The following is a 20,333-nucleotide window of genomic DNA, read 5'->3' on the forward strand; positions in this document are numbered from 1 at the left end:
CTAAATTATTTTATAGGCGGGAAAATCAATTTTTTACCTAAGCGGATATTTCTAAAACTCAATATGTTATTAGATTGTGCTACATCTATATAATAATTGGGACTTTCATATATGTTTTCGGATATAAGAGTGAGTTTGTCATTCATTTCAAATTCGCGTTCATGAGTAAGATCTGGAGAACTCTTCTTTTGTTCCTTGACCATTATTTTATAAGCGACTGTTCCTTTAAAAGTACATTTGGCTTTGGCTCGAATGGGTCTTCCGTCTTTTCGAAATAAATAATATTCAATTTCCATGTTTTTCAAACGGCATTGCAGACTATAACCGCCCCATAAAAGCTGTAAATATGCGGTATGATGAGTTTTGCCATTGTAACCTAATAGCAGGTTTTTAAATTTTTCCAAATCTTCTTCTACTGATTTTACTTCGGCAAAAGGGTTTACAATTGCCGGTTTTAGTGCATCCAAAACATCGCCTGCTTTATCCAAAAATGACATTTCTCCTTTCCCGTCTTTAATTTTACCTGGAGGAACAACACCCGAACTGTCAAAAAGGAATTCAAAAGTCACCTCTTCGCCTTCAATTTTGTTAAATTTCAAATCGTTGCCGGTGGCACCCATAGGCTGGCTTTCATTAAAAACAACATTCTGTTTCATGGTGTACTTCTCTGGGTTGAGCTGTACAAAAATGGTATTCTTGGGATCCTTGTCGTACTCATTGGTCTCAAAAACCTCAATTCTCATTTTGTCTATTATACCTAAAGCTGCCTGTATCATCGTTCGGATTTTTCTTTTATTTTTTCTAAAACTTTAGTGGTACATTCACGGATAAGCTCTGATTTTATAGAGTCTAACTGCACTTTATCCAAAGGCGCCTGAGATTGGAAAGATTGTTTTTCCTCCTCAATTTTCACGACAATGCGCAATTCTTTGATTTCTATTGGCATAATTTTTAAAGATGAACAAACAGTTGATTTTTCTAAAAGTTCGGAATCGGAATCTCTTTAAAAAAATTATATTTTAAAGAGATAGTCTCAATGACAATTTTATTTTCTTCGGCATTAAAATCCCCATAATCTATAGACAATGGAATGGCATGTGATACATACCATGCTTTTACTGGATTCCCATTTTCATTTAATAAGGAAACCACCAGATTAGCCGGACTGAAATTGAAATTTTCGATAGCATTCAGGCACCACATCGATACACCCGACATATCCGAAGTCAGTCCTCTTTTGAGTACCAAATCCTGATATCCAGATCGTATGGGTAATTGATGTGTGAACCTGTTTTGGCCGCCTTCTTTTACCGATTCCATTTCCAGAGTTGCTTTTAAACCGCCCACACTTTGAAATTTGGTATCGATACTAAACTGGGGTAGCAGTTCAAAAATTACCGAAAAATGAAAACCTACTATAGGATTTGAACTCGCCATAGGATTAAGCTACATGTTCCATCGTAAAACCATGATTGGCAATTTCAACAGTGTCTATTGCTGCTTCATTAGCATCAGATTTCATGTCGGAACATTTTAATGAAACAATAAAACAGTCTTTCACTTTCCAAACAACAACTGGTGCATGAGCTTCGTTCAAAAGAGAAATGGTAATATTTCGTCTTTCGACAGTGTTCATAGCTACGGTATTGTACCATTGATAAAACTCGTTATCACCAGCAAAAACACCTCTTTTAAGGGAAATATTACCTAGTTTTTGTAAGCCAGGCATTTTTTTCTTGAAAAATTCAGGACTGGAACCCACTCGGTGTTCTATAACATCCATTTCTTTATTTAAACCCGAAACCTCGGTAAAAGCTATTTTGGTACCGCCCCATTCAACACTAAAATGGAACTTTGGTATTGGAAAGTCTGTATTAGGCATGATTTTATGTTTTAAATTAATTAGTAAAAAACTATTTTCCGAAATGATTTCTCTTTTGTGAGGCGTTATGATTTTTGCTGCATCTGCTTGAATTCAAGAATAATAAACTCTGCAGGTCTGGATGGAGCATATCCTATTTTTACGATCAATCGTCCTTCCAGAATATCTTGGGCAGTCATTGTCTGGTTGATTCCCACAGCTACAAAAAAAGCGTGTTCTGGTTTGGCTCCAGCCAATGCACCATCATTCCAAATCAAGGTCAGATAATTTTCAATCATACCTTTTACGTTGACCCATGTTTGAGAAACATTAGGCTCAAAAACATAACGCATACAGGCTTTTTTTACCGATTCTTCAACCATAATGGCCAGACGTCTTACATTTATATATCGCCAATCATTGCTGTTTCCATCGAGTGTGCGGGCGCCCCAAACCAAAAATCCTTTGCCAGTAAATTTGCGTATGGCATTGATGGATTTACCAGTTTCATGAATATTCATAGGTTCCTGGTCAAAGTCGTTGATATCTCTGGTCAATCCAATAACTCCATTGATACTGACATTGGCTGGTGCTTTCCAAACGCCTCTAGTGCCGTCGGTTTGTGCATAAATACCAGCTATGGCACCACTTGGAGGCACCGTATTCATACTTTGTGATAATTTAGAAATAATGCTTCCGTAAATTGGCATTTGTGCGATGAGGTTGTTTTCTTGCACTAATTCGTATTTGTAGACAGCATTTACAGCAGTGTCTAATGTATTTATTACGAGAGTATGTAATTTATTAAGCTCAGCCTGAATTTTTATAAAGTCAGGTTCATTATGAGCTGGAACTGGTCCGGCTACGGGAATCAGATTGCTCAATTTGCCATCATACTCGTTTACTGGAGATTCTGTAATTGCCGTAATGGCACCCCAATTGCCATTAAAGTTTGCATCAAGAATTGTTGCTAATGGCAAAGGATCAACATTAGTGGTACCATCGACTTTTTTTAGTTTTTCATATGCTTTTCTAAAATCGATTAATTTTTGAACCACTGGTTTCAAAGAAATCGAAACCAAATCTGCATTGACATAAGTGACCAAATCTGAATTAGTATAATCATTTGGTTTTGCAAAAACTTTGATGAGATTCCAGCTTTTTATTAAGTTGGCATTCAGTTTTGCTGCATTTACTGTTGGTGTCCAATCCAATAATTTATTGGCACTAATTGCATCTTTATGACTTGATTTTAAACCAGAAACATCTGTATGAAGTGCTTCGAATGAAGTGATGTTCGCTTTAAGATTTGTGTCATTAGGGTAAAATTGTTTGAAACCGCCTGTAGAAGCTAATGCAGTACTAATATCGGACAGCCTAAAGGACTGCGGAAAACTGCATGTCAAATACGGATAATAAGCAGCGCCATATTTTAGATTATTAGTTCCGATATTTTCTCTAAAATCAGCATTATCAGCAAGAGCTGTTTTTGCTTTATCATATTTTACATCCATAATAACAAAGCGGTCCATGAGCTTTTGGCATTGCATTAATGCTTGTTTTTGAACCTCGCCAAGATCTGCAGCGTTCAGATTCACAGCGTCGGGGAACAAAAGCAATGTTGGCTCATCAAATTTTTCCAGAGTAGCAACACCTGCAATGAATTTTGTTTTGGTAGCAGCGTCAAAAGCAGGAGCATCTGAATACAGCCCGATAGATTGAATATAACATTCTCCACCGCCGTTGCCATAAAATAATTGTAAGCTGTTATAGAGTTTAAACTGGCTTTCCAGAACCGTTGAATTATCGGTTGGAAGCAGATTAGTATCTAAATCGACTGTAATACCAGTTGGTCGGGGAGCTCCGCCATAGAGTTGTTCAAATTCCAAAAAAGAAGATACTCTGGTTGGAATGTTTGGAGTGGGTGCATTTTCAGTAAAACCCACAAATGCTGGTACTGCAGTCGCTACTTGAGCAACAGAAGGCGGGAATGCATCAATCTCATTGATGTAGACTCCAGGTGTTTTGATAGAGCTAATATTCATGACTTATTATTTATTGGTTTTTAAAAATTATTGGAATATTAATTTTAATCTAATAGAAAGGAACTGGCTTCTATTTCCCCCGTTATATCACTTTTGTCATTAGTCCATAATTGGGCTTTTGCATTGTTGATGACAGGATCCGTTGGCAGGCTGTTTTCATTTTGTATGCGGATCATCCGCATGGAGTATAATACTGAGGGCATATATCTGCTTCCCAGATAAGACCACATCTGATTGAGATGTTCTGGCTTCAGGCTTACCAGATCTAATATGATTTTATTCATAGACTTAGCCTGATTTTCAGAAACTTCGGTTTGTTCAAACAAATTAGTAGTATCATAATAAAACACATTGTTATACTGAAGGCATTTGATGATGTATTCTAATTTGTCAAGACCTTCTGCATATTTTGCCTGATCTTTATTGTACGAAGTAAACAATAGAGACAAAATCAGATTTTGAGCAGGTTTTTTGTATTTTTCAATGGAGCTGCCATTTCCAGAATATTCTTTGTATAGACTTTGATTTTTTAGTGTTTTGTCTTCTTCAATATTTACTACAGAAAGGATCATTGAAGATTTTTCCTGTATAAAATTATCTCCGTCATTTAATGTGGCAACATTTGTCAATTCGATACTTACGGCAACTCCATTATTCAATACAGCAATTTCAGTAGTGATTTTTTTGCAAAGTTTGTCTAGTATCTTAGTTAAATTCATGAGTTGTTATTGGTTTAACATGCTGATTAAGAGGTTCAAACCTACAAATATTTTAAAAATCAAATGAGCGTAGAAATACCTGTTTTTTGATACGTAAAGTGCTTTGTGTGAATTCATTATAAGTATTATTATTAATTAATGTAAAGCTTCTTAAAATTGTGAGGAAGGAATAAAAAGCCGTAAAGTGTAACTTTTGACTTCTGACTTTCGACTTTCGACTTAATTTTATTACTTTCGCACCTCGATTAAGAAAAGGATAAAATGAGCACAAAATTTACTGAATACAAAGGACTTGACCTGCCTACAGTGGCATCAGAAGTTCTGGATTTTTGGAAGAAAGAAAATATATTTGAAAAAAGTGTAACCACGCGCGAAGGAGCAGAGCCTTACGTGTTTTTTGAAGGTCCGCCTTCGGCTAATGGATTACCAGGAATTCACCACGTGATGGCGCGTGCGATTAAAGATATTTTTTGCAGATATAAAACTCAAAAAGGTTTTCAGGTTAAAAGAAAAGCCGGATGGGATACTCACGGTCTGCCTGTTGAATTGGGTACCGAAAAAGAATTAGGAATTACAAAAGAAGATATTGGTAAAACAATTTCTATCGAAGAATATAACGAAGCGTGTAAAAAAACCGTAATGCGTTATACCGACGTGTGGAATGATTTGACCGAAAAAATGGGTTATTGGGTAGATATGGAAGATCCGTATGTTACTTATAAACCAAAATATATGGAATCGGTTTGGTGGCTTTTGAAACAAATCTATGATAAAGGTTTGTTGTACAAAGGATATACGATTCAGCCATATTCACCAAAAGCAGGAACAGGATTGTCTTCTCACGAAGTAAATCAGCCGGGGGCTTACCGCGATGTAACGGATACTACAATTGTAGCGCAGTTTAAAACTTTACCTGAAACATTGCCTTCGTTTTTACAAGGTTTTGGAGATATTCACATTTTAGCATGGACGACAACTCCTTGGACACTTCCGTCAAATACAGCTTTGACAGTTGGTCCAAAAATCGATTATGTTTTAATAAAAACTTTCAATCAATATACTTTTGAGCCAATCAATGTTGTTTTGGCTAAAAACTTAGTTGGAAAACAATTCGGAAAAGGATTTTTCTTAAGTGAAGATGACGCTGATTTTGACAATGTGAAAAACGGTGATAAAAAATTGCCGTACAAAATCTTAACCGAAGCAAAAGGAGCAGATTTAGTTGAAATCCGTTACGAGCAATTATTGCCTTATGTATTACCATACGAAAATGCCGAAAATGCATTTAGAGTAATCGCCGGAGATTTCGTTACTACAGAAGACGGAACTGGAGTGGTACACACGGCTCCGACTTTTGGTGCAGATGATGCTAAAGTAGCCAAAGAAGCAAAGCCGGAAGTACCGCCAATGTTGGTTTTGGACGAAGATGGAAACGCAGTCCCTTTAGTAGATTTACAAGGAAAATTCACTTCTCATTTAGCTGACTTAGCCGGTAAATACGTTAAAAACGAATATTACGATGCAGGACAGGCTCCGGAGAAATCTGTAGATGTTGAAATCGCTATTCGATTAAAAGAAGAAAATAAAGCATTTAAAGTTGAGAAATACGTACACAGTTATCCACACAGCTGGAGAACAGATGAGCCGTTATTATATTATCCACTAGATTCTTGGTTCATTAAAGTAACCGATGTAAAAGATAGAATGTTCGACCTGAACGAAACTATCAATTGGAAGCCTAAATCTACTGGTGAAGGGCGTTTTGGAAACTGGCTGAAAAACGCCAACGACTGGAACTTATCTCGTTCTAGATATTGGGGAATTCCGTTGCCAATTTGGAGAACTGAAGATAAAAAAGAAGAAGTTCTTATTGGTTCTGTTGAAGAATTGTACAATGCGATCGAGAAATCTATCGAAGCTGGTTTTCAAAAAGAAAATCCACTCAAAGGTTTTGAAATCGGAAACATGTCTGAATCAAATTATGATTTAATTGATTTGCACAAAAATGTTGTTGATGAAATTACTTTAGTTTCTGCTTCAGGAAAACCAATGAAGCGTGAAAGTGATTTAATTGACGTTTGGTTTGATTCTGGAGCAATGCCTTATGCACAATGGCATTATCCTTTTGAAAACAAAGACAAAATTGATGAGAATAAAGATTTCCCGGCAAACTTTATCGCTGAAGGAGTAGACCAGACACGTGGATGGTTTTACACTTTACATGCAATCGGAACTTTAGTTTTTGATAAAATTGCTTATAAAAATGTAGTTTCAAATGGTTTGGTTCTGGACAAAAATGGACAAAAAATGTCTAAACGTTTAGGAAATGCAACTGATCCTTTTGAAACGATTGCAGAATATGGTCCTGATGCCACACGCTGGTACATGATCTCAAATGCAAATCCGTGGGATAACTTAAAGTTTGATATTGAAGGAATTGCTGAGGTTCGCCGTAAATTCTTTGGAACACTTTACAATACGTATTCATTCTTCTCGTTATATGCTAACATCGATGGATTTAAATATGCCGAAGCGGAAATTCCGGTAAATGAGAGACCTGAAATCGACCAATGGATTATTTCGGAATTGAATACATTGATAAAATTAGTAGATGAAGCGTATGCGGATTATGAGCCTACGAAAGCTGCTCGTGCCATATCCGAATTTGTACAGGAGAACTTAAGTAACTGGTACGTTCGTTTATGCCGCCGCCGTTTTTGGAAAGGCGAATATGCACAAGATAAAATTGCTGCTTATCAAACGCTTTATACCTGTTTAGTAAGTATCAGTAAACTAAGTGCGCCAATTGCTCCGTTTTTTATGGATTCCCTTTACAGAGACCTGACAAAAGCTGCTGAAACAGAAAAATTTGAGTCGGTACATCTAGCTCAATTCCCAGTTTCAGTTGAAAAGTATGTTAATAAAATGTTAGAGAGCAAAATGCAGAAAGCGCAGACAATCTCTTCTCTTGTTTTATCACTGCGAAAAAAGGAAATGATCAAGGTGCGTCAGCCATTGCAAAAGGTAATGATACCAGTACTTGACGAGAATCAGAGACTTGAAATTGAAGCAGTTTCTGACTTAATCAAAGCAGAAGTTAATGTAAAAGAAATCGTACTCCTTGATGATGCTTCTGGTATATTAATCAAGCAGATCAAGCCGAATTTCAAAGCTTTAGGGCCACGTTTTGGAAAAGATATGGGATTGATTTCTAAAGAGATACAGAATTTAACCAGTGAACAAATCTCACAATTTGATAAAGAGGGGGCCTTAACCATTGTAATTGCGGGAAATAGTGTAATTTTATCATTAGAAGATGTAGAAATATCGTCACAGGACATTGAGGGCTGGCTGGTTGCCAACTCAAATGGAATAACGGTTGCGCTGGATATCACAATTTCAGATGAATTAAAACAAGAAGGGATTGCAAGGGAATTGGTGAACAGGATCCAAAACATCCGTAAAGATGCGGGATTTGAAGTTACAGATAAAATTAAAGTTCATTTGCAGAAAAATGATTCTTTGGAAATAGCAGTAAACGCCAATAAAGACTACATTAAATCGGAAACACTGACAGAAACGCTTGTTTTCGAAAATGTTATAGAAAGTGGCACGGAAATTGACTTTGATGGAATAACAACAAGTATAATAATTACAAAAAATTAGTATTATGGTAGATGAAGTAGCAAGATACTCTGACGCTGATTTAGCAGAGTTTAAGGAAATCATTCAGAATAAAATCGTAAAGGCTCAGGCTGATTTGGATTTGATTAAGAGCGCCTACATGAATGACCTTAACAACGGTACGGATGATACATCTCCAACGTTCAAAGCATTCGAAGAGGGGAGCGAAATAATGTCTAAAGAAGCTAACTCGCAGTTAGCCATTCGTCAGGAAAAGTTTATACGGGATTTGAAGAGTGCATTATTCAGAGTAGAAAACAAAACGTACGGTGTATGCAGAATCACCGGAAAATTAATTGGAAAAGAAAGACTAAAAATTGTTCCTCACGCTACAATGAGCATCGAGGCAAAAAATCTTCAGAGATAAAAAAGACTTTTTAAAAGTTGCTAAGATTCTTAGTCGCTAAGTTGCTAAGATTTTGGAAGATAATTTTAAAAAACTATCGTTAAACCTAAAGAAACTTAGAAACTTAGTATCTCAGTCACTTAGTATCTGTTCTTAACAATAATTAACGCTCCTTTAGGAGCGTTTTTTTTTCTTAATTTATTATTTTTACGCCTTTAAATTTTTATAGATGTCATTAGTAAAAGCATACTTACTTATTGTTCTTATATTGTTAGTAGATCAAGTATCTAAAATATATGTAAAAACAAATTTTATTTTAGGGGAAGAGGTTCATGTATTCAATTGGTTTCAGATTCATTTTATCGAAAATGAAGGAATGGCTTGGGGAACTAAAATACCTGGAGAATATGGAAAATTAATCCTGACTGTTTTTAGGCTTTTTGCGGTAACAGGAATTGGCTATTGGCTGTGGGACTCTGCAGAAAGAAAGAAAGGTTCAAATTATCTTATTGTTGCCATAGCTTTAATATTTGCAGGTGCATTAGGAAACATAATTGATTCCGTTTTTTACGGAGTTATTTTTGATAACAGTCATCAGCAGCTCGCTACTCTGTTTTCAGACAATCCTTATGGAACCTGGCTGAACGGGCAGGTAGTTGATATGTTTTACTTTCCTTTTGTAAAGGACTATCCAATGCCGGAATGGGTTCCTTACTTTGGCGGACGTAATTTTACTTTTTTTAATGCCATTTTCAACATTGCCGATATGGCCATATCTACTGGAGTTGGTATTTTGATAGTATTTAATAAAAAAGCTTTTCAGAAACATCCATAAATACTTTTTTGAATCATAAAAAAAATAGGCTGTTCGTAATGAGCAGCCTATTTTTTTATTTATGTATGAGTCCTATATAAAATCACTTAAAAATTAATTCACAAAATCTGTACGATAGCTAATTGGCCAGCTAATGAGAGTAATTTTACTATATAATACCTTAAAACCGATATATTCCATTTGGAGTAACACAATAATCCAGCAAAATGTCATTTTCAAAAAGATCCAGAATTGATTCTTCCGGTTCAAAGAAAGACAAGCCAATTTTAATGGTTTCGGGTTTGCATTGTGAGAGGAATTTGTCATAAAATCCTTTTCCGTAACCCACACGGTTTCCTTTTATGTCATAAGCCAAAAGCGGTACAAAAACTACATCGATTTTTGTAGCAGGTACTTCCAGTCCGTCTATTGGCTCGGGAATATTGTATTCGTTTTTTTTGATTTTGGTATTATCTGTCAAAAGAAAATGAGTCATTTCCCTAGTCACAAAATCACTTTTTGAAATCACGATTTCTTTATCTTTTCCAGAAAGGAGGTGAAGAATAAATTCGGTATTGACTTCTTTTTGTTCTTCAATGGATAAAAAAACATGGAAATAGGTTTTGTCCCAAATTGGGAGTTTAAGTATTTCATTGGCAATAGCCAGACTTTTTTCTTCTATTTCAATTTCAGATAGTTCATTTCGCAGTGTTTTATACTTTGTCCGTAATGTTTTTTTTAACATAAAGTGTTTTTTTTAGATCGTCTATAAAAGTACTCAAATGATCTACTTCTACATGATCCATAATCACAATTTTATACCATGAATTTTCTCCGTTGTGTTTTTGTGGGACTAAATCAAATTTTTTGACCAAAGATTCTTTGATAAATTGCGCCTGAATAGTAACGATATTCATAAATGGCTCTCTAAAATAGGCAACGCCTAATTCGTCCAATTGATCACAAAGCCATTGTGTTCTCATTTGCAGAACCCGTATTTTTTCGCACCATCCGAAGGGTCCGTAAGCGAACAGAATCATCCATGTTGCAACTGCATTAGATCCTGACCGGCTGCCGCAAAGGGTTAGATCCATTCCTTCTATATATTCTGCTTCTTTGGTCAAAACGTTTTCTATTAATCCTTTACGGCAAAGAAAAATTCCGGTTCCATAAGGTGCCTGCAACATTTTGTGAGCATCGATAGTTATGGAACTGATTTTTGGATTTTCGAAATTCAGCTCTGAATCCCGATTGCTGAAAGGATAGATAAAACCGCCATAGGCCGCATCAAGGTGTATTTTATAAATGAGATGGTGTTTTTCCAGAACCTGGACATAATCATTTGGATTGTCAATTGCCCCAAACATAGTAGTTCCCATATTTGAGATGATGATGAAATATTTTTTTCCTTGTTTTTTTGCCTTTATGATGATGTTTTCCAATCGAAAAGTATCAATTTCTCTCGTTTCAAAATCGACAGGTACTTTCAGCCAGTCCAGCATCAATATGTTAGATGCTTTTGGGATGGAGTAATGGGTGTCTTCAGATGCTAAAATCGCAATTTCATAAGGATTTGCGCCAAGTTTGTCAATAAAATAATTGCGGTACATCCAGACGGCCTGAATGTTGGCCTCGGTTCCTCCTGGTGAAATGTACCCATCGTAGGATTTTGGCTGAGCCTTAAAAATATCTGCTGCAAGGACATCCAGTACTTCGCGTTCCATTTCCTGAGTGCCTTTGAATGCTTTTTCTGAACTGCCTAAAGTGTGGCATCCAATATGGTTTGGATTGGCCACATATGTTTTTAAAGTAGGTGCATCGGCTAAGAATGAGGCTTCCTCATAATATACCTTACTGTCTAATTTTGAAGCTGGATAACCCAAAGAAGTATCCAAAGTAAAGTTTACGTTTTCTTCAAGGGCTTTTTCGATTCGGGCTTGTCTTTCTTTTTGGGATAACTTTTTCCAATACAGCATAATCTCTATTTTTATTCAAAAATAAGAGTATTGACTGTTGAAAAATATGATAATTGTTAGGTTTTACTCGCTGTCTTCTTCGGCAGTGTTCGAAAGATGGTAAATAGCATCTCCTTGATACACGATGGGTGAGTGATTGGCATTGAGTACATAACCGTCATTTGGAGCTTTTATTTTTCGTTCAAATTTTCCAAAAGGATCGGTTATCATTCCTAAAACGGTTCCTTTTTTTACAAATTCTCCAACCAGATTATTATCGATGAGCAGACCCGAACATTTAGCACGCAGCCAGCCCGATTTTTCAATATAAATTGTTGGTTTTTTTTGTGTGGGAGCATGATGTTTTGAATCCAGCATATCTAAATGTTTCAAAAGACGCTTTACTCCATTGATGCCTTCCTGTGCCACCTCATGATTTATGTCTAATGATTTCCCGCCTTCAAACAGCAGCATTTTCACATTCAGTTTTTCGCTTGCACTTCGAAACGAACCCGCTATATTTTTTGAGAATAAGGTAAAAGGCGCATTAAAAGCATCGGCTAATAGCTGCACGCTGGGGTTATTTGGCGTAAGCCTGATCTGAGGGGCGTTAAAGCGGCCTGCACCGCCAGCATGAAAATCGACAGCATAATCTACAAGAGGCATAATGTCGGAAAGAATATGATAGGCAAACCGGCTGGCCAGTGATCCTTTTTTACTTCCAGGGAAAACACGGTTCAAATCTCTTCCATCCGGAAACTCTCTGGATTTGTTGATAAAGCCATAAATGTTTACAATGGGTATGCAAATGATGGTTCCTTTTTTGGGCTTATTTATTTTTTTTGTAATGAGCTGTCTCACGATTTCGATCCCATTAAACTCGTCACCATGAATCCCTGCCGAAAAAAGCACTACAGGTCCTTCTAATTTGGAACGTTTTACAATTATTGGAATCGTCAGTTTGGTAGTGGTATGCAATCGGGCTATTTCCAGCTGAATGGTTTTGCTTTCTCCCGGCAAAACAATTTCGCCAAAAATTATTAATGGTTTTGTGTCTTTCATCCTGTAAAATAAAAGCCTAAATATAGAAATTATTTTTAGGCCAAATTACCAGATTACAGATAGAAACATAAATATTTAAAAAAGTTAAAAAATATGAACTCCGGCAAGGAATTGATTGTCATAGGAGCTTTTAGATCTTCTTTTTGGTTATTCCTGTCCGGGGGAAAAAACCTATCATATCTTCAATTTTTCTTTCATAGCCATATTCAGAAGCAAACCTGTTTTTGTATTTGGCATATTGATAATCTCTCAGGGCATCACTATAATTGTCGTAATCGCCCAGTATTTTAATATTTATGAGCTGGTTTTCGATAGATTTAATTTTGGATAGCATCTGCGAAACTTGGAAACGATTGTTATAATCACGATTAAACTCATCCCAGTCCACCTCGGGAGAGCTCAATTGTGGTTCGTTATCATGGTAGTTTTTTACCTTGTCAATGAGTAATTTGTTTTTCTCTTTTATGCGTCCATATTTTTGATGCTCTGATGGGCTCAGATTTACAGACATATTCTCTAGAGCAGCCGTTAAGACTGCCAAGGCTTGATTTATATCCTCAATCTGTGTATTCGAAAAATGAACTTTGCCTAAATTATCTATCGGCATACTGTATTGAATTTAAATATTTTATCTAAAATTATAAAAATTATTTAAAATTTTAATATTACATTATAATATTTATTGTTTATAATTAAAAATTTTAAATAAAGTAACTAAATTTTTAATTTAAGATATTAAAAAATTGAAATTTATTATTAAAATTTTAAATAAGATTAATAATATTTTAATAATGAAAATTAAAAAATGGCGTTATTTATTGATATATCTTTCTGAAACATCTTATGAATGTTTTGGCAAAGTCAGAGTTCGAACCAAAAAAGATTAATGATTATATTTGTATACTGAAAGTTAATCTGCATTCATAAAATCCAATGATCAACTCTAATGTAGCCCTGCAAATACAAACCCTGCCCGATGGTCCCGGGGTGTATCAATATTATGACAAGGAAGGGAAAATTTTATATGTCGGAAAAGCCAAGAATCTTAAAAAAAGGGTTGCTTCCTACTTTAATAAAATTCATGATACGGCAAAGACCAATGTGCTTGTAAAGAAAATTGTTACTATCAAACACATAGTTGTGCCTACAGAAACAGATGCGCTTTTATTAGAAAATAATCTGATAAAAACGCTTTTGCCAAGATATAATGTGCTATTGAAAGATGATAAAAGCTACCCTTGGCTATGTATCAAGAAAGAACCTTTTTCCCGGATTTTTGCCACCCGAAGAATGGTCAAGGACGGATCGGAATATTTTGGACCTTATACCAATTTCAAAACAGTGCACACGATTCTGGATTTAATAAAGGAACTTTATCCGTTAAGAACCTGCAACTATGATTTGAATCAGAGTAATATTGACAATGGTAAATTCAAAGTATGTCTGGAATTTCATATCGGTAATTGCAAAGGACCTTGTGAAGGTTTTGAAACATTAGAACATTATCAAAAGCAGGTTGATGCCATCCGTGAAATACTAAAAGGAAATTTCAAGGAGAGCATGAGAGATTTTAAACGTTTGATGACCAGTCTGGCGCAGGATATGCGATTTGAAGAAGCACAGAAAATAAAGGAAAAAATAGAAATTCTCGAGAATTATCAATCCCGTTCTACTATTGTAAATCCTAAGATTACCAATATTGATGTTTTTTCGATAGTTTCGGATGAGAGTGCAGCTTTTGTCAATTTTCTTCAGATATCACATGGTTCAATCATTCGATCCCATACAATGGAAATCAAGAAGAAACTTGAAGAAACGGATGAAGAATTATTAGAATTGGCAATTATTGAACTTAGAGAACGTTTCCAATTACTATCCAAAGAAGTTATTGTTCCGTTTGAAGTAGATTTAGGTGAAAAAATAAAGATTACGGTACCGCAGCTGGGGGATAAAAAACAAATATTGGATTTGTCGATTCGTAACGCCAAATTCTACAGAATTGAACAGCTGAAACAATTACAGATAGTAGACCCAGACCGTCATACCAACAGAATAATGGCACAGATGAAAAGCGATCTGCGTTTGCCGGTAGAACCAAGACATATAGAATGTTTTGATAATTCGAACATTCAGGGAACTAATCCTGTTGCTGCCTGTGTGGTGTTCAAGGACGGAAAACCCAGTAAGAAAGATTACAGGCATTTTAATGTGAAAACCGTAGTGGGTCCTGACGATTTTGCTTCGATGGAAGAAATTGTCTATCGCCGTTACAAAAGACTGCTGGATGAAAGTGAACCTTTGCCTAACCTGATTATCATTGACGGTGGAAAAGGACAATTGTCATCGGCCTTAAAAAGTATTGATGCTTTGGGACTGCGGGGTAAAATTGCTATTATAGGAATTGCAAAAAGACTTGAAGAATTATTCTATCCAGGAGATTCCATTCCATTGTATTTAGATAAAAAGTCGGAAACCTTGAAAGTTATTCAGCAGCTGCGAAATGAAGCACACCGTTTTGGGATAACATTTCATAGGGATAAAAGAAGTAAATCGGCACTAAATTCTTCGATTGAAAGCATTCCGGGAATCGGCGAAAAAACAATGCTTACCTTGATTCAGCATTTTAAAAGTGTAAAAAGATTGAAACTGGCGACAGAAAAAGAAATTTCGGAGGTTGTAGGTGTATCAAAAGCCAAAAAAATTACCGACTTTTACAATAAAAATACTTAATATGAGAATTGAGGCAACAGCCAAAAGGCAACAGCCAAAAGTAAAAATTGATTTTGTCTGCATTGAATGGGCAAAGGTTGGCAGCAGCCTGTTTTTTATATTAAAAGCCTTTTTTCTCATTGCCTATTGCTTATTGCCTATTGCCTCAAACGCTCAGGATGCACCCAAAAGACCTAAAATAGGTTTGGTGCTAAGTGGAGGAGGTGCCAAAGGATTTGCACATATAGGAGTTTTAAATGTATTGGAAGATGCCGGAATAAAAATAGACTACATTGGCGGGACCAGTATGGGGGCTGTAATTGGAGGTCTTTATGCTATGGGATATAATGCAAAACAGATTGATTCTATTATTGATACTACTAATTTTAGTAATGTTATTAATGACTTTATTCCTCGATCTTCCAAAAATTTCTATGAAAAACGAAATGATGAATTGTATGCTTTAATACTTCCATTCAATAAATTTAGTATTGGTACTCCCGAGGGATTGTCCAAAGGAATGTACAATTTTAATTTATTGAGCCGTTTGACATTTCCTGTAAGGCATGTTCGTAATTTTAATGAGCTGCCAATTCCTTTTGTATGTGTTGGAACCAATATCGCTCTAGGAGAGCAGGTGGTTTTTGACAAAGGAATTTTGTCTCAGGCCATAACAGGCAGTGCATCCCTTCCTTCCATATTTGCGCCTATTATCATTGATAACAATCTAATTATTGATGGAGGCGTAATTAATAATTATCCGATTGATGAGGTTCGTAAGATGGGTGCTGATATTATAATAGGAGTCGATGTTCAATCTGGATTATTGAGTAAAGATGAACTTAGAAGTGCCTCAAAAGTTTTTTTTCAGATTACCAATCTGCAGATGATTGAAAGAATGAAAACAAATGCAAATCTGACTGAAATCTATATAAAGCCTGATGTTAAAAATTATGGAGTAGTATCTTTTGAAAAAGCGGCAGAAATTATTAAAAAAGGCGAGGACGCTGCTTTTTCTATATATGAAAAAATAGATCTTTTGGTAGATAAGGCTAATCCATATCACAAACCCAAACTGAAAGTGCAGACCGACAGCTTGAATATTGTCAGCATAAAAATAAATGAACTCAAAAATTATTCAAGGGATTATATTATTGGTAAATTAAATTTTAAGCCCAAGTCTAAAATTAGCTTTAGAGATTTGGAAACAGGAATAAATAACCTGAATGCTACACAGAATTTTAGCAATGTCAGTTATTATTTTGACAAAAACGGAGAATACGATGACTTGGTTCTTACTTTAACGGAAAGTCCTGTAAAGACAAATTTAAAATTTGCACTGCATTACGATGGCTTGTACAAAAGTGCTGTTCTTGCTAATATTACCAATAAAAAAACTTTTTTCAAAAATGACTTTTTATCTGCCGATTTGGTTTTGGGAGATAACCTAAGGTATTATTTTGATTATTATATTGATAACGGATTTCAATTGAGTTATGGTTTTAAATCACAATTGAACCAGTTTAATAAAAATGTACCTGTCAGCGTAATAACATACAACATTAACGGTATAAATTCTATAAATATTGATTATTTAAATTTGTCAAATCAAGTATACATTCAATCCTTATTTGCGCAAAAATTTCTTATTGGTGTTGGAGCAGAGTTCGAATATCTGGACATTTCTTCGGAAACACTTGAGCTGAATTCAAATATTACAAAGAGTACATACGGCAGTGTTTTCGGGTATATTAAATACGATTCCTACGATAATAAATACTTCCCAAAAAAGGGATGGTATTTCTCAGCAAACCCTCAGTTTTATATGTTTTCTTCAGAGAGTGATGCTAATTTTAATCCTTTTTTTATAGTAAAAGGCGAAGCAGGTATTGCAAAAACAGTTTTTAAAAATGCAACCATTAAATTTCAAACCGAGGCAGGAACACCTGTTGGTGATAAAAGCATACCTTATTTCGATTTTATTTTAGGGGGTTATGGATATTATAATACCAACAATTTCAAGTATTTTTATGGTTATGATTTCTTAAGTATTTCAGGAAGCGGTTATTTGGAATCAACCATTACATTTGATTATGAAGTTTTCAAAAAAAACCATATTAATTTTTCTGCTAATTATGCTAATCTAGGCGATGATCTTTATAAATCGTTAGATTGGATTTCTTTGCCAAAGTATTCAGGATATGCTTTGGGTTATGGATTGGAAACTGTTATTGGACCAGTTGAGATAAAATATTCATGGTCACCGGAAATTTCCAATTCTTATCTTTGGTTTTCTGTTGGATTTATTTTTTGATTTACATTTTTTATTAAAAAAAATTACGACATTTGTAATTATGAAAGCAAATTGGAAAGGTTTATTAGAATATCTTCAATTCTTAATCAAGAGAAATCCAGAGTGATTTTTTTTAATTGGTTAATTCTTCAATTAGAAAATTAGATAATTCTATAAGGAGATCTGATTTGTAAAAACAGTTTTTAATTGTTTTCATTTCTTTTTTCAATGATATAGTAATTGTTATAATTTTCTAATTAACACATTTTCTAATTTTCTAATTTAAAAAGTCATGCCAATATATCATAAACTGGGAAATATCCCTCCAAAGCGGCACACCCAATTTGAAAATCCAAAAGGAGGACTGTATTATGAACAGCTTTTTGGGACAGAGGGTTTTCATGGCAATTCTTCATTGTCATATCATATTCACAGACCTACTCAGGTCAAGGAAATTTTAAAATCATATTCAGTCGAACCCAAAATAGCCATTGGGAAAAACATAAAATCACTATTATTAAAAGGTTTCGAATTAAAACCCGAAGACGATTTTTTGGACAGCCGTAAGCCCATGCTGGTCAATAGAGACTGCATCATCGGACTGGCCGCGCCTAGAAGATCCCTAACCGCATATTTCTATAAAAATGCTGATGCCGACGAAATGATTTTCATTCACAAAGGCAAAGGAAAACTCCGCACTATGCTTGGAAATATTCCTTTTGAGTACGGCGATTATCTGATTATTCCGCGCGGTATTATTTACCAGATTGAATTTGACACAGAAGAAAACCGCTTATTTTATGTAGAATCCTATTCTCCGTTTTACACGCCAAAACGTTACAAAAATGCATCGGGACAGCATTTGGAACATTCGCCTTTTTGCGAACGCGATTTTATTTTGCCTAACGAACTAGAATCTCATGACGAAAAAGGAGATTTTATTATCAAAATAAAAAAGGAAGGAATGATGCACGAAGTGGTTTATGCCACGCATCCTTTTGATGTTGTGGGCTGGGATGGTTATAATTTTCCATACGGTTTCAGTATACACAACTTCGAGCCTATAACTGGACGCGTACATCAGCCGCCGCCAGTTCATCAAACTTTTGAAACGGGAACTTTTGTGGTTTGCTCATTTGTGCCAAGATTATACGATTATCATCCAAAATCCATTCCGGCGCCATACAATCACAGCAATATTGACAGCGATGAGGTTTTGTATTATGTAGACGGCGATTTCATGAGCCGAAATAATATCGAGCAGGGACACATTACACTGCATCCAAAAGGAATTCCTCACGGACCAGCACCCGGCGCGATGGAGCGAAGCATCGGACATAAGGAAACTCAGGAATTAGCCGTAATGGTCGATACTTTTCACCCGCTTATGGTGACCGAAGAAGCCATGGGAATTGATGACGGACAGTATTATAAATCTTGGACAGAATAAAAAAAATATTTTACCGCAAAGAACTCAAGAAAAGTTCACGCAAAGAACACAAAGCTTTGCGGAACTTTGCGTAAAACTTTGCGCTCTCTGCGGTAAGAAAAACACAATCTACAACAATATTTCGGTTCGTCAAATAAACGATTGACCGATTAAACAAATAAACATCATGAGTAAAGAAATAAAATCAGTAGAATACGGATTAGAGAAAATATTTGAAGGAGCACAGGATTTCCTTCCGTTATTAGGAACCGATTATGTAGAATTCTACGTAGGCAACGCAAAACAATCGGCTCATTATTATAAAACCGCTTTTGGTTATCAGTCATTGGCTTATGCCGGACTGGAAACGGGCGTAAAAGACAAAGCTTCATATGTTTTGAAACAAGACAAAATCCGAATTGTTTTGACAACTCCTTTAACGCAGGACTCTCCAATCCATGATCATTTGAAAAAGCACGGAGACGGCGTAAAAGTAGCCGCACTTTGGGTAGAAGATGCCCGAAGCGCTTATGAAGAAACAATGAAACGCGGCGCTCGTTCTTTTATGGAACCAACAGTAGAGCAGGATGAGTATGGAGAAGTAGTGCGTTCTGGAATTTATACGTATGGAGAAACGGTTCATATTTTTGTGGAACGAAAAAATTATAAAGGTGTTTTCCTGCCAGGTTACAAAGAGTGGAAATCCGATTATAATCCAGAACCAACGGGGCTTAAATATATAGATCACATGGTAGGAAATGTGGGCTGGAACGAAATGAATACTTGGGTTAAATTTTATGAAGATGTGATGGGATTTGTGAATTTCCTGTCATTTGATGACAAACAAATCAATACCGAATACTCAGCTTTGATGAGTAAAGTAATGTCCAATGGCAACGGAAGAATCAAATTCCCTATCAATGAACCAGCCGAAGGAAAGAAAAAATCGCAAATCGAAGAATACCTGGATTTTTACGGAGGACCAGGAATTCAGCACATCGCCATTGCTACTGACGATATTATAAAAACAGTTTCGGAGTTGAAAGCGAGAGGAGTGGAGTTTTTATCGTCCCCTCCTCACGCTTACTATGAAGCTATTCCCGAGAGATTGGGCGTACACATGAGTATGATGAAAGAAGATTTGAATGAAATAGAAAAACTGGCGATTATGGTTGATGCCGATGAAGACGGTTATTTATTGCAGATTTTTACCAAACCTGTTCAAGACCGTCCTACCTTGTTTTTTGAAATTATTCAGCGAATGGGAGCCAAAGGATTTGGTGCGGGGAACTTTAAAGCACTTTTTGAATCTATTGAGCGTGAACAGGAATTACGAGGAACTCTGTAAAATTCAATTATTTTTACATTATCAAAAAAAATAATAGTTAAAGAACCCTTAAAGGTGCAAATGTTGTG

17 protein-coding genes are annotated in these 20,333 nt (G+C 35.6%); 7 read left to right on the top strand and 10 right to left on the bottom strand.

The window, feature by feature from the left end:
• Positions 1 to 5: 5 nt before the first annotated feature.
• The 6 genes from OZP07_RS00755 to OZP07_RS00780 form a co-directional block, all read right to left on the bottom strand.
• Positions 6 to 776, bottom strand: coding sequence for a CIS tube protein (locus OZP07_RS00755; protein WP_194641345.1), 771 nt, complete (start codon positions 774 to 776; stop codon positions 6 to 8).
• Positions 773 to 946, bottom strand: a complete 174-nt coding sequence (locus tag OZP07_RS00760) for a DUF5908 family protein (RefSeq protein ID WP_194641344.1) — start codon at positions 944 to 946, stop codon at positions 773 to 775. The genes OZP07_RS00755 and OZP07_RS00760 overlap by 4 nt, the downstream gene beginning before the upstream one ends.
• Positions 947 to 978: 32 nt before the next feature.
• Positions 979 to 1,437, bottom strand: coding sequence for a phage tail protein (locus tag OZP07_RS00765; RefSeq protein ID WP_281636927.1), 459 nt, complete (start codon positions 1,435 to 1,437; stop codon positions 979 to 981).
• A gap of 4 nt (positions 1,438 to 1,441) precedes the next feature.
• Positions 1,442 to 1,882 (bottom strand): phage tail protein, encoded by a 441-nt coding sequence (locus OZP07_RS00770; protein WP_281636928.1) that lies wholly within the window; start codon positions 1,880 to 1,882, stop codon positions 1,442 to 1,444.
• A gap of 65 nt (positions 1,883 to 1,947) precedes the next feature.
• Positions 1,948 to 3,906, bottom strand: a complete 1,959-nt coding sequence (locus OZP07_RS00775) for a phage tail sheath C-terminal domain-containing protein (protein WP_281636929.1) — start codon at positions 3,904 to 3,906, stop codon at positions 1,948 to 1,950.
• 44 nt (positions 3,907 to 3,950) lie between these two features.
• Positions 3,951 to 4,625, bottom strand: coding sequence for a Pvc16 family protein (locus OZP07_RS00780; protein ID WP_194641340.1), 675 nt, complete (start codon positions 4,623 to 4,625; stop codon positions 3,951 to 3,953).
• Between the two features lie 261 nt (positions 4,626 to 4,886).
• On the opposite strand from OZP07_RS00780, the gene ileS reads away from it, so the two are divergent.
• From ileS to OZP07_RS00795, 3 genes are all read left to right on the top strand, one after another.
• Complete coding sequence (gene ileS / locus OZP07_RS00785) at positions 4,887 to 8,291, top strand: isoleucine--tRNA ligase (RefSeq protein ID WP_281636930.1); 3,405 nt, start codon at positions 4,887 to 4,889, stop codon at positions 8,289 to 8,291.
• A 4-nt stretch (positions 8,292 to 8,295) separates the two neighbouring features.
• Positions 8,296 to 8,676, top strand: coding sequence for a TraR/DksA family transcriptional regulator (locus OZP07_RS00790; protein WP_100432822.1), 381 nt, complete (start codon positions 8,296 to 8,298; stop codon positions 8,674 to 8,676).
• 208 nt (positions 8,677 to 8,884) lie between these two features.
• On the top strand, positions 8,885 to 9,490 hold the full coding sequence (locus OZP07_RS00795; protein WP_194641338.1) for a lipoprotein signal peptidase: 606 nt from the start codon (positions 8,885 to 8,887) through the stop codon (positions 9,488 to 9,490).
• A gap of 160 nt (positions 9,491 to 9,650) precedes the next feature.
• Here OZP07_RS00795 and OZP07_RS00800 read toward each other — a convergent pair whose 3' ends face one another.
• From OZP07_RS00800 to OZP07_RS00815, 4 genes are all read right to left on the bottom strand, one after another.
• Positions 9,651 to 10,214 (bottom strand): 5-formyltetrahydrofolate cyclo-ligase, encoded by a 564-nt coding sequence (locus tag OZP07_RS00800; RefSeq protein WP_281636931.1) that lies wholly within the window; start codon positions 10,212 to 10,214, stop codon positions 9,651 to 9,653.
• Positions 10,183 to 11,445, bottom strand: a complete 1,263-nt coding sequence (locus OZP07_RS00805) for a pyridoxal-dependent decarboxylase (RefSeq protein WP_194640532.1) — start codon at positions 11,443 to 11,445, stop codon at positions 10,183 to 10,185. Before OZP07_RS00805 ends, OZP07_RS00800 begins: the two co-directional genes overlap by 32 nt.
• Positions 11,446 to 11,508: 63 nt before the next feature.
• The gene (locus OZP07_RS00810; RefSeq protein ID WP_194640531.1) at positions 11,509 to 12,486 is read right to left on the bottom strand and encodes a succinylglutamate desuccinylase/aspartoacylase family protein; all 978 of its coding nucleotides are present in this window, start codon (positions 12,484 to 12,486) and stop codon (positions 11,509 to 11,511) included.
• A gap of 130 nt (positions 12,487 to 12,616) precedes the next feature.
• On the bottom strand, positions 12,617 to 13,093 hold the full coding sequence (locus tag OZP07_RS00815; RefSeq protein WP_281636932.1) for a hypothetical protein: 477 nt from the start codon (positions 13,091 to 13,093) through the stop codon (positions 12,617 to 12,619).
• A 326-nt stretch (positions 13,094 to 13,419) separates the two neighbouring features.
• Between OZP07_RS00815 and uvrC the strand changes: the two genes are divergently transcribed.
• From uvrC to hppD, 4 genes are all read left to right on the top strand, one after another.
• Positions 13,420 to 15,216 (top strand): excinuclease ABC subunit UvrC, encoded by a 1,797-nt coding sequence (gene uvrC, locus OZP07_RS00820; protein WP_281636933.1) that lies wholly within the window; start codon positions 13,420 to 13,422, stop codon positions 15,214 to 15,216.
• Between the two features lies 1 nt (position 15,217).
• Entirely contained in the window at positions 15,218 to 17,509 is a 2,292-nt protein-coding gene (locus tag OZP07_RS00825) for a patatin-like phospholipase family protein (protein WP_281636934.1), read from the top strand.
• Between the two features lie 271 nt (positions 17,510 to 17,780).
• Positions 17,781 to 18,938, top strand: coding sequence for a homogentisate 1,2-dioxygenase (locus OZP07_RS00830; RefSeq protein WP_281636935.1), 1,158 nt, complete (start codon positions 17,781 to 17,783; stop codon positions 18,936 to 18,938).
• Positions 18,939 to 19,104: 166 nt separating this feature from the next.
• Positions 19,105 to 20,265, top strand: coding sequence for a 4-hydroxyphenylpyruvate dioxygenase (hppD, locus tag OZP07_RS00835; RefSeq protein WP_281636936.1), 1,161 nt, complete (start codon positions 19,105 to 19,107; stop codon positions 20,263 to 20,265).
• Positions 20,266 to 20,333 lie beyond the last annotated feature (68 nt).

Origin of the sequence: Flavobacterium marginilacus, assembly GCF_026870155.1 — a bacterium.
Taxonomy (GTDB): domain Bacteria; phylum Bacteroidota; class Bacteroidia; order Flavobacteriales; family Flavobacteriaceae; genus Flavobacterium; species Flavobacterium marginilacus.